The sequence below is a fragment of the Paraburkholderia sp. USG1 genome, assembly GCF_031570135.1.
Taxonomy (GTDB): Bacteria; Pseudomonadota; Gammaproteobacteria; order Burkholderiales; family Burkholderiaceae; genus Paraburkholderia; species Paraburkholderia dioscoreae.
This window is the reverse complement of record NZ_JAMWXW010000048.1, coordinates 22,877-45,980: the sequence shown is the minus strand read 5'-3', so window position 1 is coordinate 45,980 and position 23,104 is coordinate 22,877. Positions and strand designations below refer to the sequence as shown.

Annotated in this window: 20 protein-coding genes; 10 read left to right on the top strand and 10 right to left on the bottom strand. The window is 62.5% G+C overall.

Features of this window, described 5'->3' with window-relative positions; all coding sequences use genetic code 11:
* Positions 1-110 precede the first annotated feature (110 nt).
* The 5 genes from NE850_RS37155 to NE850_RS37135 form a co-directional block, all read right to left on the bottom strand.
* Positions 111-371, bottom strand: a complete 261-nt coding sequence (locus NE850_RS37155) for a LysR substrate-binding domain-containing protein (RefSeq protein WP_035516416.1) — start codon at positions 369-371, stop codon at positions 111-113.
* 57 nt (positions 372-428) lie between these two features.
* A complete protein-coding gene (locus NE850_RS37150; RefSeq protein WP_007176069.1) occupies positions 429-1,736 on the bottom strand; it encodes a chloride channel protein in 1,308 nt (435 codons plus the stop codon).
* Positions 1,737-1,826: 90 nt separating this feature from the next.
* On the bottom strand, positions 1,827-2,246 hold the full coding sequence (locus NE850_RS37145) for a MarR family winged helix-turn-helix transcriptional regulator (protein WP_007176068.1): 420 nt from the start codon (positions 2,244-2,246) through the stop codon (positions 1,827-1,829).
* A 148-nt stretch (positions 2,247-2,394) separates the two neighbouring features.
* Positions 2,395-2,796, bottom strand: a complete 402-nt coding sequence (locus tag NE850_RS37140) for a hypothetical protein (protein WP_007176067.1) — start codon at positions 2,794-2,796, stop codon at positions 2,395-2,397.
* A gap of 316 nt (positions 2,797-3,112) precedes the next feature.
* Positions 3,113-3,772, bottom strand: a complete 660-nt coding sequence (locus NE850_RS37135; RefSeq protein ID WP_007176066.1) for an NADPH-dependent F420 reductase — start codon at positions 3,770-3,772, stop codon at positions 3,113-3,115.
* Between the two features lie 129 nt (positions 3,773-3,901).
* Here NE850_RS37135 and NE850_RS37130 point away from each other — a divergent pair, with 129 nt between their 5' ends.
* Positions 3,902-4,789 carry a LysR family transcriptional regulator gene (locus tag NE850_RS37130; protein WP_007176065.1) on the top strand — a complete coding sequence of 296 codons (888 nt, stop codon included), beginning with the start codon at positions 3,902-3,904 and terminating at the stop codon, positions 4,787-4,789.
* 63 nt (positions 4,790-4,852) lie between these two features.
* Here the strand turns inward: NE850_RS37130 and NE850_RS37125 are convergent, their stop codons facing one another.
* Positions 4,853-5,479, bottom strand: coding sequence for a TetR/AcrR family transcriptional regulator (locus NE850_RS37125; protein WP_007176064.1), 627 nt, complete (start codon positions 5,477-5,479; stop codon positions 4,853-4,855).
* A gap of 238 nt (positions 5,480-5,717) precedes the next feature.
* On the opposite strand from NE850_RS37125, the gene NE850_RS37120 reads away from it, so the two are divergent.
* Positions 5,718-6,029, top strand: coding sequence for a hypothetical protein (locus NE850_RS37120; RefSeq protein WP_007176063.1), 312 nt, complete (start codon positions 5,718-5,720; stop codon positions 6,027-6,029).
* A 50-nt stretch (positions 6,030-6,079) separates the two neighbouring features.
* On the opposite strand, the gene NE850_RS37115 is transcribed toward NE850_RS37120, so the two are convergent.
* Positions 6,080-6,964 (bottom strand): LysR family transcriptional regulator, encoded by an 885-nt coding sequence (locus tag NE850_RS37115; protein ID WP_007176062.1) that lies wholly within the window; start codon positions 6,962-6,964, stop codon positions 6,080-6,082.
* Between the two features lie 76 nt (positions 6,965-7,040).
* On the opposite strand from NE850_RS37115, the gene NE850_RS37110 reads away from it, so the two are divergent.
* Positions 7,041-8,342, top strand: coding sequence for an aspartate aminotransferase family protein (locus NE850_RS37110; RefSeq protein ID WP_165187686.1), 1,302 nt, complete (start codon positions 7,041-7,043; stop codon positions 8,340-8,342).
* A 73-nt stretch (positions 8,343-8,415) separates the two neighbouring features.
* Here NE850_RS37110 and NE850_RS37105 read toward each other — a convergent pair whose 3' ends face one another.
* The 3 genes from NE850_RS37105 to NE850_RS37095 all read right to left on the bottom strand — a co-directional run bounded on the left by NE850_RS37105 (position 8,416) and on the right by NE850_RS37095 (position 10,994).
* Positions 8,416-9,621 carry a S9 family peptidase gene (locus NE850_RS37105; protein WP_007176060.1) on the bottom strand — a complete coding sequence of 402 codons (1,206 nt, stop codon included), beginning with the start codon at positions 9,619-9,621 and terminating at the stop codon, positions 8,416-8,418.
* Between the two features lie 132 nt (positions 9,622-9,753).
* Complete coding sequence (locus tag NE850_RS37100; protein ID WP_007176059.1) at positions 9,754-10,713, bottom strand: zinc-binding alcohol dehydrogenase family protein; 960 nt, start codon at positions 10,711-10,713, stop codon at positions 9,754-9,756.
* A complete protein-coding gene (locus tag NE850_RS37095) occupies positions 10,710-10,994 on the bottom strand; it encodes a hypothetical protein (RefSeq protein WP_007176058.1) in 285 nt (94 codons plus the stop codon). Before NE850_RS37095 ends, NE850_RS37100 begins: the two co-directional genes overlap by 4 nt.
* Before the next feature lie 96 nt (positions 10,995-11,090).
* Between NE850_RS37095 and NE850_RS37090 the strand changes: the two genes are divergently transcribed.
* The 7 genes from NE850_RS37090 (at position 11,091) to NE850_RS37060 (ending at position 22,930) form a co-directional block, all read left to right on the top strand.
* On the top strand, positions 11,091-11,906 hold the full coding sequence (locus NE850_RS37090) for a helix-turn-helix domain-containing protein (RefSeq protein WP_007176057.1): 816 nt from the start codon (positions 11,091-11,093) through the stop codon (positions 11,904-11,906).
* A 363-nt stretch (positions 11,907-12,269) separates the two neighbouring features.
* The gene (locus NE850_RS37085) at positions 12,270-15,209 is read left to right on the top strand and encodes a GH92 family glycosyl hydrolase (RefSeq protein WP_007176056.1); all 2,940 of its coding nucleotides are present in this window, start codon (positions 12,270-12,272) and stop codon (positions 15,207-15,209) included.
* Between the two features lie 526 nt (positions 15,210-15,735).
* Entirely contained in the window at positions 15,736-17,460 is a 1,725-nt protein-coding gene (locus NE850_RS37080; protein ID WP_310700230.1) for a methyl-accepting chemotaxis protein, read from the top strand.
* Positions 17,461-17,471: 11 nt separating this feature from the next.
* Entirely contained in the window at positions 17,472-17,762 is a 291-nt protein-coding gene (locus tag NE850_RS37075; RefSeq protein ID WP_007176054.1) for a hypothetical protein, read from the top strand.
* A gap of 106 nt (positions 17,763-17,868) precedes the next feature.
* A complete protein-coding gene (locus NE850_RS37070) occupies positions 17,869-18,171 on the top strand; it encodes a hypothetical protein (RefSeq protein ID WP_007176053.1) in 303 nt (100 codons plus the stop codon).
* A 497-nt stretch (positions 18,172-18,668) separates the two neighbouring features.
* A complete protein-coding gene (locus NE850_RS37065; protein ID WP_310700229.1) occupies positions 18,669-20,042 on the top strand; it encodes a hypothetical protein in 1,374 nt (457 codons plus the stop codon).
* Positions 20,039-22,930 carry an SEL1-like repeat protein gene (locus tag NE850_RS37060; protein WP_310700228.1) on the top strand — a complete coding sequence of 964 codons (2,892 nt, stop codon included), beginning with the start codon at positions 20,039-20,041 and terminating at the stop codon, positions 22,928-22,930. Before NE850_RS37065 ends, NE850_RS37060 begins: the two co-directional genes overlap by 4 nt.
* Positions 22,931-23,104: the final 174 nt, after the last annotated feature.

Genomic DNA, 23,104 nt, shown 5'->3' with positions numbered 1-23,104 from the left:
CGCCGTGTGGCCAACAGCGGATTGCCAATCGACTTCTATACCGTCGGCGCAACACCCAACACGTGTTCGACGAAAGCGACGAAGGCACGCGCTTTCGTCGTCGCTGCCTGTTACAGCCACGGCGACTTCGGCGCGTCGTCGCGGCTGAACGACCAGGACTCGCTTCCGCCTCGCAGCCAGTACACGATCGCCTGATGGCGGCTCAGGTCGGCCGGTGTTGTCGGAATACCCGCTTCGGCGAAATACCGCGGCGCGCCGACAACCAGCCGACGTCCCCTCACAATGCGTTTCGCGGCCATGGTCGAATCGTCAAGCGTGCCCATGCGAAGCGCAACGTCCACGCCCTGTTCGAGCACCGCCATACGGTCCATGTGTTCTTCTCCTGCGAGCCGTGAAAGAAGCCAGGATATCAGACCCGGCTTCGACGCTCAGCCGGCAACGTACCGCTTCGACAGTGCTTCATAGAGCGGCGGAGCGAACAGCCTCGACACCTGGCTGGCGATCAACGCTGTCGCCATCAGCGAAAGCACCAGCGCGTGCCCGTTGATCATCTCGATCACAATGACAAATGCCGTGATAGGACTCTGCGTAACCGCAGCGAGATAACCCACCATGCCGAGCGCGATCAGCATGGGTAACTGCATCTGCCCGAACACGAGATGCAGCGCGTTGCCGATGCCCGCGCCGATGGCCAGCGAAGGTGCGAACAGTCCCCCGGGCGCGCCGGGCAAATACGAGCCGATCATCGACGCCATCTTCAGAATCGGGTAACTCGCGCCCAGCCTCGAACTTCCCTCGAGCATGCCGCGTGCTTCCGCATAACCGCTGCCGAACGTATGACCGCCGGCGGCAACGCCGATCACCGCGATAACCAGCCCGCATGCGGCACCGAAGGCCACCGGATGTCCTTTCCGCCACACTACGAGGCGTGCCGGCATCCAGCGGTCCGTGTTCAACAGCAGCCAGCAGAACGCGCCGCCCGCAACACCTGTGACCGCGCCCAGCATGACCGCGGCAATGGCGAGCATATCCGGAAAGTGCCCGTCGATATCGATCGTGCCAAAGTATGTGTAATTGCCCTGCAAGCCGAGCGAGACGATGCCCGCAAAGATGATCGCAGTGATCAGGACGCCGCTGGTTCTCTGTTCGAAGCTGCGCGTCAGTTCCTCGATCGCAAAGACGACCCCTGCGAGAGGCGCGTTGAATGCCGCGGACAGTCCGGCAGCGGCGCCCGCCAGGGCCAGATTGCGCTCGAGCGCCGCGCCCCGAATACTGCGCAAACGCGCCGGATAGAATCGCCGCAAGCTGAACATGAGCGCGGCACCCACATGGATGGTCGGCCCTTCGCGGCCAATGGTGAAGCCGCCCAGAATCGACAGGAACGACACGGCGATCTTGCCGATCAGAATGCGCATGTTGAGCAGACGGGGGCCCAGCTCGCGCCCTTCATGCAGGGTCGCAATAACCTGCGGAATCCCGCTGCCTTCAGCGCCCGCGAACCAGCTCCGCGTGATCCACACGCCGAGCGCTGCGACCGCCGGTGTAAGGAACAACGGCAACCACCAGAACGAAGTCGTATAGCGCAAAAAGGTGGCGTAGCCGAAATCCACCAGCTTCGCGTACATGACGGCGACAAGCCCCGTTGCGATCGCGCCGAGCCAGAAGATGCCGTAGTGCAACCAGAGGCGTCTGATGCGCAGGATCGTGCGTCGGTCAACAAGAGCATGGAGGTGCATCGGGATGTCGTCGCGTGGAGGCAAATAAGGCACATTGTGACATATATGTGCTGCCCACCGGTTCGACACGCATGCGCGCGACGTAAAGGGCTATTTCGCCGTATCGCCGAACACCCAGCCGAACGAGCCGTAGTGCGCCTTGTGCTCTGCCGCGAGTTTAAGCAGACAACGCTCCCCCTTTGGCGTCAGGTGCACCTGCACCTGACGCCGATCGCTCGCGTCGGCCTTTCGCGTCACCAGACCGGCCGATTCGCAGCGCGACACGAGCGCAGCCGTGCCGTTCGGCGCGGCCTGCAGACGTTCCGCCAATTCACCGACGGTGGCCCACCGCCGCCCCGCGAACCCGCGCACATGCAACAGCAACTGATACTGGAGCGTGGTGATTCCTGCCGCGTTGGCGATCTCTTCCGACACGCGCAAGAACTTGCGCAGTTCGTAGCGGAATACCGACATGGCTTCCAGTTCCTGTTTTCCGGGGAGGTCATTTCCGGATTGCGTGCCTGAACTCATTAAAACTCCAGATCGGTTGTGGAGGCGGCTGCGGCGTGTCGTTGCCGGTAGAGCCGCAGTCATGAGCGCGGATCATACACACGACTTCGCCGACGGTTGCCGAGTGCCGATACCCGATACGCGTAGTGACCGCAAGTGATGGACGCCGCTACCCGAAAACCCGCGCCCATGCCGCGCGAAGTCGACGCGCGCGGTCCTCGAAGAGATATGACGCGGCCAACGTCAGAAGACCGGAAATCGCACCTGTCACGATGTGCTCCACATAGGGGATCCGGTAGTGGCTCTCATGCGAGTAAAAATCGCCTATCGTTGTCAGCAAGCCGACAATTAGCGCATTGCCATATCGACGCCTGTAGAACCCGGCCGCGGGCGTGAAAGTCAGAAGTACAGCCAGAAGGCCGGTCAGCAGACCGGTCTGTAATGCAATTGTCCAGTGCGAGAGACTCATGATATTGGCCCAGCTGCCCGGCATACAGGTCATGCACGCGCTGGTCGGCTGCCAGAAGCGCTGGACAAACAGTTTCATGCGCTGCTTCCATTCGCTTGACATTCAATGCCCTCGTCACCGTCAATACCACCGGGTGTTTCATCCATGTGTCCGGATGACTTTCAGCGCTTCGGCCGGCCCGCGCCGCGCCGGCCAGCCGCGTCGCCATCACCAGGATTCAGACCGGAAAGATTGGCGAGCCGGCGCGAAATGCAGGAATGAATTAAAACATTCGGCTTTCATGAAGTTCGCGAGGCAAAGAAAGTATAGACATCAGCGTGCATTCTGAAAGATACCGACCGTGGACCGTGGAAGGCACCGACCGAAGTTTTCCCGGCGATGCTCCCGCGTTGCCGCCTGCCAACAAGCAACGGCAGGCTCAACGCCGCCACGAACCGTGGGGCAACTCCACATCCCGCTTCGCTTCGGCCAGCTTCTCCAGAACACCGGCACGGTTCAGCCGAACGCAATAGACAGGCTTCGCCCGTTCGAAGCGCCAACTCCCGGACAGCGAGCCGGCATCGACAGCATCGAAGCCGAACTGATCGAGAATGCCGGCTACCACCTGCTTTGCCGCCAGGTCGTCCCCCGCCATTGGCAACGCACGTCTGTGCGGCGTTCCAGCCGGCGTGCCATCGGTTTCGAGATCTTTTGCGAGAATCGCATTGAACGCCTTCACCAGCCGCGCTCCGTGCAAATGGCCCGCCATCAGTTCGCTCGTGGTCATAGCGTACTGGTCCAGCACGTCGATATGGCCATCGCGGTCGGGATAGTAGTTGCAGGTGTCGATCACTATCTTCCCTTCCAGTTCCGCTGCCGGCAATGCGGGATAGCTGCGAAGCGGCACCGCCACCACCACCACGTCGCCGAATGCCGCAGCCTCCCGCGCCGTTCCGACGCGACAACCGATCGCCGCCGCCGTGCTCATCAGCGTTTCCGGCCCTCGCGAATTGCTGATCATGACTTCGTACCCGCTCTGTTTTGCCAGCGTCGCCATCGCCCTGCCAATAAATCCCGCACCGAGAATACCCATCTTCATTTTCGATCTCCTATCGAATTCGCCGAGCGGCGCCGTTGACCGCGCGGACAGTGCAATAACTATGATTGAAAACCCGAACGAGATAAACGATGATTCCGGTTCGCCTGTAGAAACTATGAGTGGGGAATCATGGACCGTCTGACCAGCATGGCTATCTTCGTGAAAGCCGCCGAAAGCGGCTCGTTCGCGGCGGCGGCTCTCGCCTTCGGCATCTCGTCGCAAATGGCTGGACGACATGTGATTGCGCTCGAAGAGCGGGTCGGCGCGCCGCTGCTCGCCCGCACAACCCGCCGTCAAAGCCTGACCGAAATCGGCCAGATCTTCTATGAACGCTGCAAGGCCCTGCTCGCGGACGCCGAGGCGGCGGAATCGGTAGCGATGGATTTCTCGGCGTCGCCGCGCGGGCGGCTACGTGTAACTGCCCCGGTCACATTTGGATCCTGTTGCCTTGCGCCGTTGATCACGCGCTATCTTCGCTCGAATCCTGAGGTCCAGGTTGATCTCACGTTGACGGACCGGTTTGTGGATCTCGTCGATGAAGGTTATGAAGTGGCGATCCGGCTCGGCCCTCTGTCGGATTCTTCGATGATCGCAAAACCGCTAATGCCGTATCGACTGCTCGCCTGTGCTTCGCCGGCCTATCTGAAGGAACGTGGCGAACCCAGAACGCCGGAGGCGCTCGCGAGGCATGAATGCCTGGGGTTTTCTTTCACGTCGCTTCCGCCGTACAACGAGTGGGTGTTCGGCAGCGCGCGCGGCAAACATGCTGTGACGGTCACCGGGCGCTTTCACGCGAACGATACGAAGGCCCTGATTTCCGCGGCGATCGACGGCTTCGGCATTGCTCTCGCACCGGAAATCGCAGTCAAGGACGACATTGCCGCGGGCCGGCTCGTGCGCCTTCTGCGCAAGTACGAGGCGCCTGAACGGCCAATGCACGCGCTGTTTACCGCCAGGCGGCCCACGCCGAAATTGCGCGCCTTCATTGACCAGGTGGTCGCGGAATTCGGGCCGTGAGATAGCGGGAATTCCGGCCGACAACGACTGCATCTCGCGCAAAGCTGCACGCCGTTGATCGATTTACTTCTCTCGCCCCGATACCGACGCAAGATACATACGAACGAGTTCGCGGACCTCGGCAAGGAGCATGGCTCGTGCTGCGGGCTCTTCGCTGGCGGTACTGACCACACCCTTGAGCATGTGGATCAGTACGACCGCCATGACCTTCGCCTTCGCCTGCTTCAGGCCGGGAACCGCTTTGCGCAAGATGTCCGCTACTCCGCCGCGCATGGTTTCGCGAAACCGCGCACGTTCGTCGGCATTGCCGCCGCGCGCGTCCACGAGGGCGGCCGCAAAGCTTCGCTGCGACTGAAGTACGAGCATGAAGTCGACAAACGAGTCCGCCACGCTTTCGAGCGTCATGTCGGGCACCTGTTGCGCCATCTCGGCAAGTGCATTTTTGACATGCAGCGCGTAGCGGAGCAACAGCGCGTCGGCGAGCGCTTCCTTCGACGGAAAGAATCGATAGAGCGAGCCGATTGCGGTGCCGGAGCGGGCCGCGATCTCGGTCATCGTGGCTGCGTCATAACCCTTTTCCGTGAACACGGCGACCCCGGCCGCCATGATCGCCGCGACGCGCTGGCGCCCCTTCTCTCCTTTCGGTTCGGTAGCGCGCGCAGCGTCTGGGGCAGGCTTGGGCGATGTCATTCAGATTGACCAATATTTGAGGATTTGAGAGTAATTCCTCGCATATTATCACGTCATGATAGACGGGCTCTCTTTCAATTTCTCTGCCTTCTTTTATGGATAATTTTAGTTTCGTTGACACACTCCAATGTGATCTCTATTCTATTTGAGAGGATATCCTCTCAAATATTGCAGACACGACGATCCGATCACAGTCCGTCAACCACTTTCATTTTTCAACCAACATCGAGGTAATCAAATGCAGCAGGTCTGGCTGTTTCTCGCCGGGGCGCTTCTGTGCAACAGCGTTCCACACCTCGCTTCCGGATTGCAGGGGCTTCCCTTCCCCACGCCCTTTGCCCGGCCGAGAGGTGTCGGAAATTCTCCGCCGTTGGTCAATGTGCTTTGGGGATTTGCCAACCTCGTCATCGGGCTTCTGATCGTGGCGCGCCATGCGAACACGTTGGAGATTGGCCTGAATGCGGCAGCCGGACTCGCAGGCGCCCTTGCCATCGGGATCTTCCTCGCGCTCCATTTCGGTAAAGTGCAACGAGACAGGCTGCTGGACTGAGCGCGACAATCGGCAAATAGCTCCTTCCGCCCTCTATCGGATCCGATCGATCACAGCAACGGCAGCGTCAGTCTGATGTGTTCCGCGAATGCCGTGATCAGATGGGCGGGACGCTTGCGCTCGAACTTCAGCGTAATGCCAATGGTGGGCAACGGCGGAAGCGCCGGATCGCCATTGAGTATGTGAAGATCCGCGGCAACGGCAGTCTGCGTGATGACGGCAAACGCCTGCCCCGAGCGGACCAGCGCCGTCAGACCGGCCAGACTGCTGCTCGCATAGGCAATGCGGTAGGCCCTCCCCGCGCGTCGCAGCGCTTCGCACGCCGCCACATGGTCGAGCGTGTCGGGATCGGAAACCGCCAGCGGCAACGGGTCGAAGTGGGCGGAATCCATTCCCGGACAGCCGACCCAGACCAGCGGTTCGCGACGGATGATGTCGTCATCCGTCGCGTTCTCCGGCAGAGAAATCATCGCAAGATCCAGCGCATGCATCTCCAGTTGTTCAAGCAGGCGCGGAGTGGGGGCGCAAACGACCTCCACCAGCGCATGAGGGTGTTGGCTCGAGAACTGCCGCAGCAGATGCGGGAGGAAAACGGCGGCGTAGTCGTCCGGGCAGCCGAACCGGATCGTCCCCGAAAGCCCTTTGCCGGACAGATCGGCCATTGCCTCGTCGTGCAGTCGCAGAATACGCTGGGCGTGAATCAACAGGCGTTCGCCGGGGTTCGTCAGCACCACGCCGCGACCCGTGCGCTGGAACAGCGGCTGCTCGACGATTTCTTCGAGGCGCTTCATCTGCTGACTCAGCGCGGACTGGGTCCGGCCGATCCGGCTGGCCGCGCGGCTGAGTGCCCGGACTTCGGCAACCACGATAAACGAACGCAGCAAATCGATTTCGAGTGAAAGACTCAAGATATTAGGCCCACTTCTATCTGCCATAAGAACTATTAGGTTCTATGAAACCAGAGAGCCCTCTAGACTGCAAGTATTCCCGCCACAGTCAAGGAGAAGCACGGTGTCCCTGAACAATGACGCAGCGTTCTGGCGCAACGCCAGGCAGCACCTTATCCGCTACGGCGGTACTTTCGAGCCGATGATCATCGAGCGCGCACAGGGCAGCTTCGTCTATGACGCGGACGGTCGCGCGATCCTGGACTTCACCTCGGGGCAGATGAGCGCGGTGCTTGGGCACAGCCATCCGGACATCGTGTCGGTCATCAACGAATACGCCGGCAAGCTCGACCACCTGTTCAGCGGCATGCTTTCGCGGCCCGTGGTCGATCTCGCGACCCGCCTGGCTGAGATCACGCCTGACGGACTCGACCGGGCACTGTTGCTCAGTACGGGAGCGGAGTCGAACGAGGCCGCCATCCGCATGGCGAAACTGGTCACCGGTAAATATGAAATCGTCGGTTTCGCGCAGTCGTGGCACGGCATGACAGGCGGGGCGGCATCCGCAACCTACAGCGCCGGTCGCAAGGGCGTCGGTCCGGCTGCCGTCGGCTCGTTTGCGATCCCCGCTCCGTTCCCGTACCGGCCGCGTTTCGAGCGCAACGGTCAATACGATTACCTGGCGGAACTGGACTACGCATTCGACCTCATCGATCGTCAGTCGAGCGGCAACCTCGCGGCCTTCATTGCAGAGCCGATTCTCAGTTCCGGCGGAATCATCGAGTTGCCGGAAGGCTACATGGCTGCGCTGAAGCGCAAATGCGAGGAGCGCGGCATGCTGCTGATCCTCGACGAAGCGCAAACCGGCATCGGTCGCACCGGCACGATGTTCGCCTGTCAGCGCGACGGCGTCACACCCGATATTCTCACCCTGTCGAAAACGCTCGGCGCCGGCCTGCCGCTCGCGGCCGTCGTGACCTCCGCACAGATAGAAGAGCGGGCTCATGAATTGGGTTACCTGTTCTATACGACCCATGTGTCCGATCCGCTTCCCGCAGCCGTCGGTCTGCGGGTGCTGGATGTGGTCGAGCGTGAAGGGCTGGTTGCGCGTGCGAACCTGATGGGCGAACGACTCAGGCGCGGCCTGCTGGACCTGATGGAACGCTTCGAGTGCATCGGCGACATTCGCGGACGAGGGCTGCTACTCGGCATGGAGATCGTCAAGGACCGCCGCACGAAGGAACCGGCGGATGGACTTGGCGCAAAGATTACCCGCGAGTGCATGAACCTCGGGCTCAGCATGAATATCGTGCAGTTGCCCGGTATGGGCGGCGTCTTCCGGATCGCCCCTCCGTTGACCGTCCACGAAGATGAAATCGACCTCGGGCTGGCGCTGCTCGGGCAGGCAATCGAGCGCTCGCTGTGATCGCTTTGCTATTTGATTGATGGTTCTGTCCGGCAGCAACAGCCGACGCTGCCGGACAAAACCATCGAACACGCTATAACACCTCGTCTAGCCAGTCGAGCACCTTCCGGTTAAGAAGAGAGCGATTGGTCATTTCGCAATGATCCCCTGCGCCTTGGGCCTTGTTGAAACGAAGCAGTTTTTTGGGGCAGCGCAACGCGTCGAAGAATGCCTGCGTTCCGCTCGCGAGCGGATCATCTTCGGCCAGCGTAAAAAGCGTCGGGCATTGAATGTTTTCGATGCGTCCAGACATCGTGAATTGCTCTACGGATGCAAGATACTCACGCAGATTGCTCGCTCCATTCACCCAATATCCACGCTTCAAAAAGCTCCAGGTCAGCTTCCGGTCGTGGGCGATTATTTCTTCCATGCGCTCGATCAATGCGTCTGGAAGCAAGCTAAGCTGAGCCGCCTGTTCGGGCGTCGCCCCCAGTTTGATGGCGTATGCGCGAAAGCCATCGGCAATGCAAGACTGCGCGGGATCGGCCACGCACGCGGCGAGACGGGGCTCACCAGATGCGGCGCGCGGTGAAAGATAACCGCCAAGGCTCCAGCCGCTCGATACGATACGGCTCGAGTCGACGTTAGGCAGCGTTAGCGCGAAATCCACAACAGCCCTGATCACGGTCTCCCAATCCGGACGCATGTGGATGCCCTGGTCGATAAGTGTGGTTCCCTGTCCCGGGCCGTCGAAAATCAGGCAGTGGTATCCGCGCCGTGAAGCCGCAACCGCCGATGCGAAGAACGGGTCCGTAATGGTTCCGTCGTAGCCGTTGGTCAGGATAAGCAGGGGACGGCGTTCGTTTGGCCGGCCCTGCGCAGTGATGACATACGCGAGCATCGACGACGCTTCGAACGGAATGCGAACCGGCTCGACCGGATCATCGCCGAGCGCCAGTGCCCGATTGAATGCGTCGATCTGCCACCGCGAAGATTCGAAGATCCGCGGATCCACGGGATAGCCAAAATGAGGATGGAAGGCCTTCGCATAGAAACACGCCGCGCGCAGGTAATACTCGCGGGCGCTGATCCGGTGTCCATGCGCCTCGGCGACGCGCCCTTCGTCCATCATCCTGTCCGCCGCCTCTGTCCACGCGTCGTAAAAGGCATTGTCGTCGCCGTCGCCTATCGCCCGCGCCACACTCCGGACTTCGCCGAAATCGGCGCCGCCGTAGGGTATATACGCTATCGGCCACATTCCGAGTTGCTCATGCAGGGCATCGCTGAAGATTTGGGTCACGACTAGCACTCCTTCGCAGAAGGGCCGGCGCAGTGCCTCGCAGTGTCCGCTTGCACGCACCGGGGTTCAAATCACTTGAACGGCGTCGAATCGCATTATTTTTTGCGGTAATTCTCGCACTTTCCTGTCCCGTCACGGATGCATGGTAAACACGGTGCGTGAACGATTTCCGTCATTCTCCCAATGCACGGCAAGCTCGGACAATGGCACTGCCCGCGTTGCAATCTCGAACCGCGATGGAACTGCGGCGCGCAGAACTTCGCCCGCCGCGTGCAGAAGCCGCTCGAATGGGATGCTACCGATACCGCTGCCAAGCAAAGCGATCGCGGAGGCGCGCAGCACGGCGCCAGGCAGGGCGAGCGTCTCTCCGCCAATCGAGCCGATCTGCACGAAACGCATGGGATAACCGTCGGGAAGCAATCGGGCCGCGCCTGTCAGCAGCGTTTGCGCGCTCGGGCCCCACAGGTAGTCGAGCACGACGTCGACGCCTTCACGAAAATGCGGCTCAAGTGCGCGATGCAATGACGGTTCGTCCTGATCGAGCGGGATCACGCAGTCGGCGCCTACAGATTTCAACCCGGCGAGCGTTTGCGGATGACGCCCCGTTGCGATCACCTTGCCGGCGCCCAGATGCTTCGCGATCTGCACCGCGAGGCGTCCCGATGCTCCCGTCGCGCCGTTGACCAGCACCGTCTCGCCTGCAACGAACTTCGCGCGTTCGGTGAGCGCCGCCCACGACGACATGCCCGGAATTGCGATAGCTGCGGCGGTGACAGAATCAAGCGTGTCGGGAATCGCGAAACACTGCACTTCAGGCACGAGGGTTCGCTGCGCGAGACCGCCCGACGGCTCTCTGGGTCCGAAGAAGTAGACGCGCGTACCGTCTTCGCGGCGGCCTACGCCGTCGACACCTGCAACGAAAGGAAACCGTCCCGACGACGAATAATGCGAGCCGGACGCCCTGGCGCGCGTCACATGGCTCAATGCCGAAGCTTCGACGTCGATCAGGACGTAACCCGCCGTGGCCACCGGCGCATCGAACTCGGCATAGACCGGCACGCGGCCCGCTTGTGTAACGACTGCCGCTTTCATGAGCACACCTCGTCAGACTGCAAGCCGGCCAGTTGCGTATCGATCCACGCTCGCAATTCGGGATCGCGAATTTCGAGCACACCGAAAAGCCCTGACGCGCGCAACGCCGGCAGCGCATCGACAATATCGGCGGCGGCCTGCGCGCGTGCCGGCTCGCTTGCATGCGCGTCGCTCCAGACAAGCGCGTTGGCTAGAAACGCCGCGATGGTGCCCTTGCGGATCGTCGCGCCGTGAACGTCGATATGATCGACATGGTCGGGAAGAAGCTGATCGGCTCGCATCGGACTGAACTCCTCAAAAGTGATAGTAGGTCCAGTCTATGTCTGCGGTATCGGCCTGTCTGCGGTATAAAGGCCATTCGATACGGTTTTCCGGCCATGAATACTCCGCTTATTCGCCCAGAGCTCGTCACGTCGCCCGAGGGGCCTTTTCTAGCCGCGGCAGAACTCACGCAACGCGAATCCCGCGCGACCGCGTCGCATAGTCACGCGCGTGGGCAGTTGATGGGCGCGTTGAGCGGGCTTGTCTCGGTCGGCGTGAACCGGCAGCAATGGGTCGTACCCGCGATTCACGCAATCTGGATTCCGCCGCACTGCGAGCATTCGGTCCGCTCGCACGGTCCGTTCTCGGGGTGGAGCGTGTTCATCGCCGAGCAAAGGTGCGCCGAACTGCCGGACGAGCCTCGCGCGATCCGCACGACATCGCTGTTGCGCGCGGCGGTTCGCCGCGCGGCGAGCTGGGACGGCACGCGGCTCGATGCGCAGCGAAGCCGCATCGCGGAAGTCATCCTCGACGAGCTGGCGGCGTCGCAGGCGGCATCATTGGGTTTGCCCGCACCTGAAGATGCGCGGCTCCTGCGCATTACGGACGCATTGGCCCGTGATCTGTCAGACTGCCGTCGTCTCGAACAATGGGCCGAGTGGGCCGGCCTTTCGCCGCGCACGCTGAGCCGGAAGTTCTCCGCGGAAACGGGGATGAGTTTCGCCCAGTGGCGCGCGCAGGCGCGACTGCTTCGCGCGCTGGAACTGGTTGCCGATGGCGTTAGCGTGACGACCATCGCGTTGGAACTGGGCTATGACAACGTCAGTGCGTTTATCGACATGTTCAGGCGGGCGACGGGAACCACGCCGGGGCGTTATGGCTTTGCGGAACCGGGATTGATGGGTGATGGCAATGATCGGCGCGAAAAGTAACGCCGGTGCGGCTGCTTGTGTCGACGCGCTGAACGCACGTGCCTAGGCTCATTCGGGGGCGGGTGTTGCCTGGCCGGCAATGACCCTGCGGCAGCCGTGTCTTTTCCGTTAAAGCTTTCAAAATTCCAAGTCATATCGCTTAAACGAAACCTAAACAAAATCGTTATATTTCAGGCGAATAATCGGGCCTTTGTTTCACACCAATAAGTTTTCAATTTAATGCAACTGCCCGAAAAGTTACTCCCTTGACCCGCGCAATGAACGGCTATGTCCGGCTCATTGGCGCAACTTGAAAACAGCAGCAGAATAAAAAAATTCGGCGCCGCCAAACAGGCCGGATATCGTTTAATTACCGGGTAAATCATGTTAAAAAAAATACGGAATGGAGCCGTAGGGATAGCCATATCCTTAATATTTGCGGCATGCGGAGGCTCGAACAGCGCGCCGTCGCCTTCTTCGTCGTCGGGTGGATCGCAACCATCTTCGCCTTCGGGCGGCGGCACGTCCACCTCGGGCGGCGGCTCGTCGACCCCACCGGTTGAGGCGTCGCTGACACAGTACGTCAACCCGTTGATCGGCACGGCGCCGGGCACCTCGCCGACGCCGACGGCACATGGCGCGGGCGGCAACACGCTGCCGGCGGCCGGGTTGCCGTCGGGCATGGTGCAGTGGGGCCCCGATACCAACACGACGCCGGCGTCGAGCAGCACCGCCGAACCCGGCTCGCCGCCGGGCTACTACTACGACCTCAACTCGATCGCGGGTTTCAGCCTGACCCACATGAGCGGCACGGGCGGCCAGGGCAACAACGGCGAAATCCCGTTCGTCGCGACCACCACGCTCGCCAACCTGACGCCGACGTTCTCGCACGCGAACGAGATGGCGAAGCCGGGTTATTACGCCGTGGCGCTCGACAACTCGGTGAAAGTCGAGCTGACCGCAACGCTGCGTACGGGCTTTGGGCGCTTTACGTTCCCGGCGAACGGTCCTGAGTTCATCCGGATCGACACCACGCACACCAACACGCTGACGGCAACGACGGGCGCCGTTACGCAGGTGTCGAGCACCGCGTTATCAGGCTATACGGTGGGCGGTAACTTCGAAGGCGCGGCGAGCCGCGTGCCGGTCTATTTCTACGCCGAGTTCAACCAGCCGATCTTGTCCACATCGACGGTCAGCAGCGGCGTCGCGACCCTGTCCTTCGCGCCGGGCGCGCCGGTGCTCGTCAAGGTCGGCGTCTCGTACGTCAGCATGGCGAACGCGAAGCTCAATCTCGACACCGAAAACGCCGGCTGGGACTTCGACGCGGTCAAGAACGCCGCCGACACGGCCTGGAACCAGCGCCTGCACTCGATCGTCGTCACGCCGGGCTCGACCACGTCGATGACGAACTTCTACACCGCGCTCTACCACGCGCTGTGGGCGCCGAGCATTTTCAGCGACGTGAACGGCCAGTATCTGGGCTTCGACGGCACGCCCCATACGGTGGTCAGCGGCCAGAACGCGCAGTACTCCGGCTTCTCGAACTGGGACGTCTATCGTTCGCAGATGCCGCTGCGCGCGATGCTGTATCCGACCGAGACCGGCGACATGGTGCAGTCGCTGCTGAACGATGCGGATCAGTGCGGCGCCATTCCGCGCTGGGTCAACGACAATTACGACTCCGGCACGATGGTCGGCGACGGCGGCACGAACATCGTCGCGACCGCGTATGCATTCGGGTCGCACAACTTCGACACGACAGGTGCGCTGAACCACATCATGGCGCAGTTGAACACGAACAACCTGGCGGTCTGCAAGAACGCGTCCGGCACGACGATCGGCGTGAACGGCGGCCGCTCGACGTATCTGAAGTTCGGCTACATCACGTCGGGAGAAACCGCGATTGCGTCGTCGAGCCTCGAATACAACCAGACCGACTTCGCCGCATCGCAGTTCGCGGCCGCGCTCGGCAACGCGTGGATGGCGAAGCAGGCGCTGGGCCGCTCGGCCGGCTGGCAGTATTCGATCAACACGGCGTCCACGCCGCCGCTGCTCGAAGCACGCTCGACGAACGGCGCATACGCGAACGAAACCCAGACCAGTACCGACAACTACGATCAGGGTAGCGCGGAGCAGTACACATGGATGGTGCCCTGGAACCTGACCGGCCTCGTGAATCTGCTCGGTGGCAACAGCACGGTACAGACACGACTCGACTCGCTGCGCACCGCGCTCAATGCCGGCAATGGCGCGGCGAACCTGTACATCGGCAACGAGCCTTCGTTCGCGATTCCGTGGGTGTACAACTGGGCCGGCGCGCCGTCGAAGACGGCCGATCTGATCAAGGACATCGTCACGACGCAGTTTGCGGCGACGCCGGGCGGCCTGCCGGGCAACGACGACATGGGTGCGATGTCGAGCTGGTACATATGGGCGATGATCGGCATGTATCCGGAGGTTCCGGGCGTGGCGGGTTTCGCGCTGCATAGCCCGCAGGTCTCAGCGGCGACGATCACGCTCGAGAACGGCAAGACGATCACGATCAGCGCAGCCGGCGCGCCGAACTCGAACTACGTGCAGTCGCTGCAGGTGAACGGCAAGGCGGTCAATACGCCGTGGCTGTCGTTCTCCGACGTGGCGAACGGCGGGTCGCTGGTCTATGGGATGGGCGCCTCGGCTTCCTCCTGGGGCACGGACGCGTCGGATCTGCCGCCGTCATTCGGTCTGCCCGAGTACGCGAGCATCGCCGACGCGTATAACAACCAGGGCTTCAGTCTGAACGGCAGCATTGCGAATACCGGCCTCGGCGCGGCATTCGACGGAAGCCTGAACAGTTATTCATCGACGGCGCTGGCAGGCGTGATCGGAGCGTCGGGCACCGTGACGACACTCGGCGCGACGTTCTCGCTACCGGTCAATCTCACGAAGAACCAGCAGGCGCTCGACAACGTGGTCGTGGCCGGTCAGACGATCGACATGCCAGCGGGTTCGACGGGTTCGAGCCTCGTGTTTCTCGGCGCGTCGGGCAACGGGCCGAGCACGGGCACGGTGGTGGTCAACTACACCGATGGCAGTAGCACGTCCGCCTCGCTGACGCTGGACGACGGCACGTTGAACGGCGGCGGCGGCACGTTGACGAACACGGTCGTGGCGATGATGCCCTATCGCAACACCCCGACGGGCAGCCAGGACAACACGAAGAGCTACCTGTTCTCGCAGGCGGTCGCGATCAATCCAGGCAAGACCGTGAAGAGCGTGACGCTGCCCGTTAACGTCAGCGCCGGGAAGATGCATATCTTCGGCATCGCGGTGGCTGCGTAACGGGCGGCGGCGTATCCGGTGTGACGACCGCGTAGTGCGCGTCGTCGCAACCGGATGCCCGCCGCTCGCTTTGATGAAGCCCTTCTGAAACTGCGAGGCCATTTCCGATGGCCTCGCAGCGTCGTATCTTCGTGCGAACCCGTTAGCAATCGCGAATTACATCGACATCTTTCCCCGGATGTCGCTCGGAGCGACCGCGTCGGCAACGAATCGCCAGCTACCCAGCTCACCGCCCTGAATGTAAAGAAACACCAGCCGCCGATCGTCTCCTGTGCTCCTCGCCGCCGGGCTCCAGTCCCGACCTCTGGCGCCGTTCTCCCGTCGTATCCGCGCCTCCTCCTATCACACACGGTTGGCCAGTATTTTGCGATTTCCGTAAGGCACCGTCCCGAACTCCAGTACTAATGCCGGCCGATCTTGAGCCGTTATGCATAAGTGTTCTGCCGCACACTCAGGCCAGTGGGCTTCGTGGCGTCTCCTGGCCAAGGGAGTTTGCCACTCGTTCGATTCCTCCATTCATTCCGTCATGAAACTCTTCGCGCGCTTCAGCCTGACTCACCGACTCTATGCCGTCTCGGCCGCACTGATCGTTGCTCTGACAGCAGTCGCTGTCATCTCCTGGATCCAGCTGACCGACGCGCAGCGGATCGCAGCCAACGCGGGCAATGTGCGAATGCAGCAGTTGGAGCGCATTGCAAGCACCGAACTCGGCGTGACACAGGTACTACTGGATTTGCGCCATGCGATGCTGGTGTCGTCAGCCGACGACGTACAGGCCGCCGCGCGGAATATCGACGCGGAACGTCAACAGATTCGTCGCAACGACGATGCGTTTTTCAGCAACATTACTGACGAAGCAGGAAGAGACGCCTTCCGCAATGTCTGGCTCAAAATGCAGGCCGACGCCTGGCCGGTGGCGGAAGCCAATCTTCGGCTGGTTCAGGACGGCCACCGTGACGAAGCGTTCCAGATGTTGACGGCACAAACCATCCCCACCTTCGCGCGCATTCAAAAATGGCTGGGCGAGGAGCGGGCCAGACAAGGCGAACAACTCGGCGGCCAGGTCTCGGACATTGAAAAAGCCTTGCAGTGGACGCGATTGCTGCTGGTGAGCCTCGTGACTGCTATCGCGGTCGGTCTCATTGCGCTCTCGTGGTACATAGGAAGCTGCCTTCGTAGCCGCGTCGCCGAAGCGCAGAGAGTGGCTGAACGGGTTCGGGACGGCAATTTTACGGTTACGGTCGTCGATTCCCACGCTGACGAGATATCGCCGTTGCTGAGTACGCTGGGTGCCATGCAGAATTCGCTGACCGAGGTGGTACGCAGTGTCCGCAGCAATGCGGAAAGCGTGGCGACGGCTAGCGCTGAAATCGCGTCCGGCAACGCGGACTTGTCCGCGCGCACCGAAGAGCAGGCAGCTTCACTGGAGGAAACGGCCTCGAGCATGGAGGAACTGGCCGGCACGGTCCGTCATAACGCGGACAACGCAAGGCAGGCGATGACGTTGGCCAATACCGCATCGGACATTGCACGGCGCGGCGGCGACGTGGTCGGACGGGTGGTCGAAACCATGCATGGCATCTCCGACAGTTCGGCCAAGGTGGCCGAGATCATCACCGTGATCGAGGGCATCGCGTTCCAGACCAACATCCTTGCGCTCAATGCCGCGGTCGAAGCTGCCCGCGCCGGTGAACAGGGGCGAGGGTTCGCGGTCGTGGCCGGCGAGGTGCGCACGCTCGCCCAGCGCAGTGCAAGCGCGGCCAAGGAAATCAAGGATCTGATCGACGACTCGGCGAGCCGGGTGGATACCGGCTCGAAGCTCGTCGAGGAAGCGGGCAGCACGATCAACGATGTGGTCCAGTCGGTCAAGCGCGTGACGGACATCATGGGCGAGATGGCCGCGGCGTCGGCGCAGCAGAGCACGGGTGTCGAACAGGTCAGTCAGGCGGTCAGCCAGATGGACCAGGTGACCCAGCAGAACGCCGCGCTGGTCGAGGAAGCGTCGGCCGCTACGCAGTCGATGGCGCAGCAGGCCCAGGCGTTGCGTGACGCGGTGGCCGTCTTCAAGCTCGACGACCGCGGCGTATCCGCGTCGCGCCCGGCTGTTTCGCGAGCGGTAACGCGTCGTCCGGCACCTGCCGCTCGCACGCCTTCGCGTGCAACGCCGGCCAAGACGGCACCGGTTGTGACGGCGGACAAGAACGCCGTGATCGCGACCGACACCAGTTCCGTGGATTGGCAGGCGTTCTGAGGAGTCTGAAATTGGACAATGCCGACGCGGCGCTGGAGAAAATGAGCCGGCTCGTGACCGCCAACATGGAGACCGTGAGCATGCTTGGGGCACGAGCGATGGTGCTAGGCAAATTTCTCGACGCGGCCCTGCCCCAGCTCACAACGTCGCAGCGCGCCGAGGTCGCGCTGTCATTCCGGCAAGGTATCGAGGACGCGATGTCGCTAATGGACGACGTGCCCTTGCATGCCGGCTATCACTCGGCCCTGCTTGAACTCACCAATGCCATCCTTGCCGCACTGGCTCAGGGATCTGTCCGCTAGTCGCCCCGGCATTGCCGAACCGCAGTTTGGCTCTCGAATCGCGGGAAAACGCGGTATAGTCCGAGGGCGCAGGCATTTCAATTACCCCATTCTGACGGATGTGAATATGATTCCACTCGGTGCAGCGTCTACCCTACTCGGCGGCGTAACCAGCGCCATCAGTTCCGGGCTGTCGATGCTAACGGGCAAAGGCTCCGCGAGCGAGTCAAGTCAGTCGAGTTTTGCGGCGCACCTGAAGTCGGCAACGACGTCACAGAGCAGTTCCGCGAAAAGCGTGCATCACCATCACGTACCAGGCGCAGTCGGCGTGGTGAGCGCAATGGCCAGTTCTTCCCCAGTACAAGCGGCTGCGAGCGCTGGTACGGCACAAGGTGTCGCGGCCGGCTCGATCATCAATATCAGCGCCTGAACGGTTGCCGAAACCCGAGTGGGTAATGCGTTCGTAATAAGCGTTACCCTGAATGAGACACCGTTCGAGAAGGCGCGCAGGGCGGAAGCACGCTGACTGTCCACGATTCATGTTGCCAGCTTAGCCGCCCGGAGTTGGGCGTTTCGCCGGCTAACGGCAATCCGCAGCACATGACCCGTCGCGTCGCTCAGAATCCCCCTGTCATCCTTTCTTCCATGCAAGACCTACGGGGTCAGCGTCTTCTCGTGCCTGTAAAACCGGACTCGACGACATGCGGCGATTCCAGGCGTCATCCGGCAAACTCAACTCCCGCTTCGCATTCGACCGGCACGTTTGGCGAAAAGCTGGATGAAAGCAAAGCAACGCCTCTCAAGAACTCCCGTCATCTTGCCGATATCCATACGGCCACATCCACGTCATGCATGCCGCTTGAATGAACCGGCGCGCCTCCGCGCGCGCGGTTCCGTTCACATTTTCGTAGTGCACATTCGAACAAGATGAAGCTCAAGACCAGTTTCTACGGGGTGATGCTGTTTTTCACGGCAGTAAGCGCAAATGCGCTGGATATGCGAAGCACGCAGCCTGTCGCACCGGCATCGGAAGCGCAGACAACCGTGCCGGCCGGTCCAGCGGCCCTGACCAGCGAGCGTATCCGCCAGATCGTCGGACAGGCAGGACTCGATCCCGATTCGGAAAAGGGCCAGTTGCTCGTCAAGCTGGTCACGCGGATTGCGGCCGACCCGGAGTTCCGGAACCGGCTCAGCAATTGGTCGCAAACGCGAGGGATGTTCGGCGGGCAGTTGTCACCGGACGATCGCTTGCGCGTGCTGCACCTGTTAAAAAGCCTGGCGCAAGGGCCGAAGAGCGACTGCGACGCGCTCGCCGCCAACGGACGCGACTTCTTTCTGATGGCGAAAACCCTCTCCACGCAAAGTTTCCAGAATCTGCTGGAAATCATGGAGATTTCAGTCGATCGCAGCACGCTCGACTCGAACGACGAGCGATACACCACCGCGGAACTGCTCGATGCCGATACGGAACTCGAATCGAAAGTGCCGTCGCAATTCAGCGCGAAGGGTCCGTCGAATGCCTGCGAGTTGATTCGCGTTGCCGTCGACGCGGTCGACGGATTGCCGCCCGCATCGCGCCAGGCCGCGACGTACGAGCTCTTCCAGATCATGGACCACAAGCCATCGGCACGCGCGAAAGTATTGGCCGACCCCTACGCCTACCTGGACGACATGTTCGACGAGCGGCGCATGCCCGATTCGATTCGCCGGAAGTTGCCGCAGAACGGCAGCCGCCCTTTGCCGTTCTCGCGTCTTGTCGTCGATGCCGAATGGAAGAACCCGTCGACGCCCAACCAGCCGACGCCGTTCAAGGACACTTTCGTGAACCGTCGAAATAATGGCGTGATCGCCGAACTGGTGACGCCGGCTGCGGATTCCGCTCGACTGGACTGGTCAGACTTCTGCTTGAGCTACGGCGTCGCGAGTCTGCTGACGCAAACCGTCGGAACCCGCGAGCTGATGCCGCTCGGCACGCTAAAGGACGATGCAGCGGTCGCCACAGCGAGCCGACCGCTTGTCGAAGGGCGCAGCATCGAGCTGGCTCTTCCGCTGCCATCGGAGAAAGGCGAGACCTCGCGGACGTGCGAGGTCGGCAAGACGGTTCCCGCATCCACGCTTTTCAGGTCGCTCGACGGAGACGCGGTCGGTCTGCATTGCCAGTCGGTGACGAAGCGCGGCGAGACAGTGCGCTTCGATGCGTCGTTACTCGTGAACTACGGCATTGCGTGGACGACATCGATTGACGACAAGGACGGCCGGACCGACGCCATCATCAGAAACGTGACGATCCAGCAGCCATGAGGGTGCGACAAAAATCGCGCAACGGGGCGCGTCGCGATGCCGGCGCGCTGCTGCTCGCGGCGCTGGCAGGTCTGCCTTTTACGGCAATGGCAATGGCGTTGCCGGCATCGCCGCATGCGGATACCGCTGCGGTACTTTCAGGCGCCCGGTTTCACGCCGCGGATCCACGGTTGGCGCTCGAGAACCGCACGACGCCTTGTGCATTGATGCTCGACAATCGCACCTGGAGCGTCACGCCATTCGAAAAGCCGAAAGACGAACGCGCGCGATGCATGAACGAGGCGGCGCAAGGCAACCTGACCGCGCGGGCCATCTACGGCCAGATGGTGACGTACGGCTATGGCGGTGAGCGTGACACCGCGACAGGCGTGGCGATCCTCAAGTCGTCGGCGCTCGACGGCTCGCTGCTCGCACGCCGCATGCTCGGCAACCTCTATCGCAACGGCACCGCGGTTCCACAGGACTATCTCGCTGCGCGCCAGTGGTTCGAATCGGCTGCCGCAGACGGTGATGCGACGTCGGCCACGGTGCTCGGTGCAATGAGCGCGAACGGAGAAGGCCAGCCGGTCGATAACGCCGCCGCATACAGGTACTTCGTTCAAGCCGCAGAGGGTGGCTCGGCGAACGGCGCGGCCAATGCGGCGCAATTCGCCGCGCTCGGGCGCGGCGTGCCGAAAGATCCGGCTGTCGCCGCTTCGTGGATGATCCGCGGCGCGAGCGGCGGCGATGCGGGCGCGCAGTTCCTGCTCGGCCTCGCGTTGTTGCGCGGCGAAGGCGTGCCGCGCGACGCCGGGAACGGCGCCGGATGGTTGCGCGAAGCCGTGCGCCAGGGCAACACCGGCGCCGAGGCGGCGCTAGGCGACGCGTATCTCAGCGGCGTTGGTGTACAGCGTGACGCGCACCGCGGTGTCGATCTGATGTCGCACGCGGCAAGGCAAGGTTGGGTCTATGCGCAGCGCAGAATGGGCGACCTCTATGCAACCGGCACGGGTGTCGCGAGGAACGACGTGCTGGCACGTTCGTGGTACCGGAAGGCAGCGGTCGAAGGCGACGCCGCCGCACGTTTTGCACTCGCGGACCTCTATCGCACCGGTCGCGGCGGTCCGGTCGATCTGGAGGCAGCCATCGGCTGGATGCGCGGCGCAGCGGATGCAGGACTGGCGACAGCGCAGAACGACCTCGGCGTGATGTTCCGTGAAGGCTGGGGCACGCACAAGGATTCCGCCGAAGCTCGCACGTGGTTCGAGAAAGCGCACGCGCAGGGGCTCGGCGTCGCCTCGTTCAATCTCGCGATCTATGCATTGCGCGGAGAAGGCGAGCCGGTCGACTTCGGCAAGGCGTTCAAACTGGCGAGCCAGGGCGCCGGGCGCGGCAGCGAAGAGGCGGCGGTCACCGCCGCCGCAATGGCGTGGAAGGGGCAAGGCACACCAGTCGACAAAGCGCTGGCGCTGCGCTGGTATCGCTTCGCGGCGGACCACGGCAACGTGGAGGCGGCGCGCTGGATCGGCAATCAATATCTTGCGGGCACCGAGGTGCCGCGTGACGAGCCTCTCGGCCTGCACTACCTGACGCTCGCGACAAACGCGGGCGATCCCGCGAGCAGCGTGTCGCTCGGCGCTTATCTGACCGAGCATGGTCAGTCTTTGTCGGGCAAGACGGGCGTCGAGTGGCTCGAAGCGGCAGCGCAGCGCCGCGTTCCCGCAGCTTACGCGGCGCTCGGCTATACGTACGCGCGCGGCATTGCGGGCAAGCAGGATTCCGGTGTCGCGCTGAGCTGGTTCTCGCAGGGCGCGCAGCTCGGCGACCCGGCATCGCAGGCATGGCTTTGCAGCGCGTACGCATATGGAAGCCCCGGCGTGCAGCGTCGTCCCGATTACGCGGCGCGCTGGTGTCAGGCCGCATCGCGCAGCGGCAACGTGCTTGCGATGAGCATTCTCGCCGACGCGCGCAACGGCGTCGCCAATGACACTAGCCGGGCGTACTGGCAGTGGAAAGTCGCGGACCGGGGCGATCCGAAGTACCAGTCGATACTGGGCGACAGCTACGATCTCGGCGATGGTGTCGCGCCCGATCTGTCAGCGGCGACATACTGGTTCCGGCGCGCGGCGGATCAGGGCAATGCCTCCGCTCAAAGCTCGCTGGCGTGGCACCTGTTGACGGGCCTGGGCGGCCGCGTCGACGAATACGAGGCCTTTGCGTGGGCATCGAAGGCGGCGCCGGCCGACGCGGAAGCCAAACGGATGGTGGGCGTCGCTTATGCGTATGGCCGCGGCGTCGGGCGTGATCCGGCTGCGGGCCGTGTCTGGCTCGAAAAAGCGATGGCCGCTGGCGACGACTGGGCTGCCAGCGATCTCGCGACCTTGTACGAGATTGGGCTGCTCGCGCAGCGCGAGCCGGCGCGTGCAATGCAACTTCATCGCCAGGGCGCGCGAGGCGGGGCCGAGCAGTCGCAGATTGCGCTCGCCTTGCACGCGCTGGCGGCGGGCACGGAAACGGGCCTCGGCAGCAATGAGCGGCGTTGGCTGGTCCCGGCCGATGCGGCGTCGAACCTGTGGAGCGACGATTCGCTCGCGCCCGTCGGCGAACTGCGCCGGCGCTGGGACGGTTTGTCGTGCCTGAATGAGGCATTGCTCGGCAATCCGCTGATGCAATACGGCGTCGGCATGCGCTTTCTGACCGGCAACGGCGTTCCGCGCGACCGTGCGCTCGGTGCCGCCTGGATCGCCCGCGCGCGGGCTGGTTTCGAAGCCCGTGACGGCGTGCCGGCGTACGCCGCCGCAATCAGGATCGTCGAGGCGAGACTGTCCGAACGCATGGGCGATGACGAGAAGCAGCGCGCTCGCGAGATCGCGGCGAATCTGGACGCGACGGTGAGGGAGTTGCAGTGAAGCGGCGGCGAAGCCGTTGTCGTGCAGATCGGCTGGCCGCTCATGCGGGCTGGAAGACGTTAATCGCGCGCGATGTGTCACAAGAGTTTAGCTAACGCGATTCATCAATTTATCTGGTTTGCCGGACCACCACCAGACAGATATTCTTCTTGTCGCCTCCTGAAGCAACCGCCC

Coding starts and splice junctions, on each gene's coding strand:
- NE850_RS37155 (WP_035516416.1), bottom strand. CDS start 371: ATGGACCGTATGGCGGTGCTCGAACAGGGCGTGGACGTTGCGCTTCGC.
- NE850_RS37150 (WP_007176069.1), bottom strand. CDS start 1,736: ATGCACCTCCATGCTCTTGTTGACCGACGCACGATCCTGCGCATCAGA.
- NE850_RS37145 (WP_007176068.1), bottom strand. CDS start 2,246: ATGAGTTCAGGCACGCAATCCGGAAATGACCTCCCCGGAAAACAGGAA.
- NE850_RS37140 (WP_007176067.1), bottom strand. CDS start 2,796: ATGTCAAGCGAATGGAAGCAGCGCATGAAACTGTTTGTCCAGCGCTTC.
- NE850_RS37135 (WP_007176066.1), bottom strand. CDS start 3,772: ATGAAGATGGGTATTCTCGGTGCGGGATTTATTGGCAGGGCGATGGCG.
- NE850_RS37130 (WP_007176065.1), top strand. CDS start 3,902: ATGGACCGTCTGACCAGCATGGCTATCTTCGTGAAAGCCGCCGAAAGC.
- NE850_RS37125 (WP_007176064.1), bottom strand. CDS start 5,479: ATGACATCGCCCAAGCCTGCCCCAGACGCTGCGCGCGCTACCGAACCG.
- NE850_RS37120 (WP_007176063.1), top strand. CDS start 5,718: ATGCAGCAGGTCTGGCTGTTTCTCGCCGGGGCGCTTCTGTGCAACAGC.
- NE850_RS37115 (WP_007176062.1), bottom strand. CDS start 6,964: ATGGCAGATAGAAGTGGGCCTAATATCTTGAGTCTTTCACTCGAAATC.
- NE850_RS37100 (WP_007176059.1), bottom strand. CDS start 10,713: ATGAAAGCGGCAGTCGTTACACAAGCGGGCCGCGTGCCGGTCTATGCC.
- NE850_RS37095 (WP_007176058.1), bottom strand. CDS start 10,994: ATGCGAGCCGATCAGCTTCTTCCCGACCATGTCGATCATATCGACGTT.
- NE850_RS37090 (WP_007176057.1), top strand. CDS start 11,091: ATGAATACTCCGCTTATTCGCCCAGAGCTCGTCACGTCGCCCGAGGGG.
- NE850_RS37085 (WP_007176056.1), top strand. CDS start 12,270: ATGTTAAAAAAAATACGGAATGGAGCCGTAGGGATAGCCATATCCTTA.
- NE850_RS37080 (WP_310700230.1), top strand. CDS start 15,736: ATGAAACTCTTCGCGCGCTTCAGCCTGACTCACCGACTCTATGCCGTC.
- NE850_RS37070 (WP_007176053.1), top strand. CDS start 17,869: ATGATTCCACTCGGTGCAGCGTCTACCCTACTCGGCGGCGTAACCAGC.
- NE850_RS37065 (WP_310700229.1), top strand. CDS start 18,669: ATGAAGCTCAAGACCAGTTTCTACGGGGTGATGCTGTTTTTCACGGCA.
- NE850_RS37060 (WP_310700228.1), top strand. CDS start 20,039: ATGAGGGTGCGACAAAAATCGCGCAACGGGGCGCGTCGCGATGCCGGC.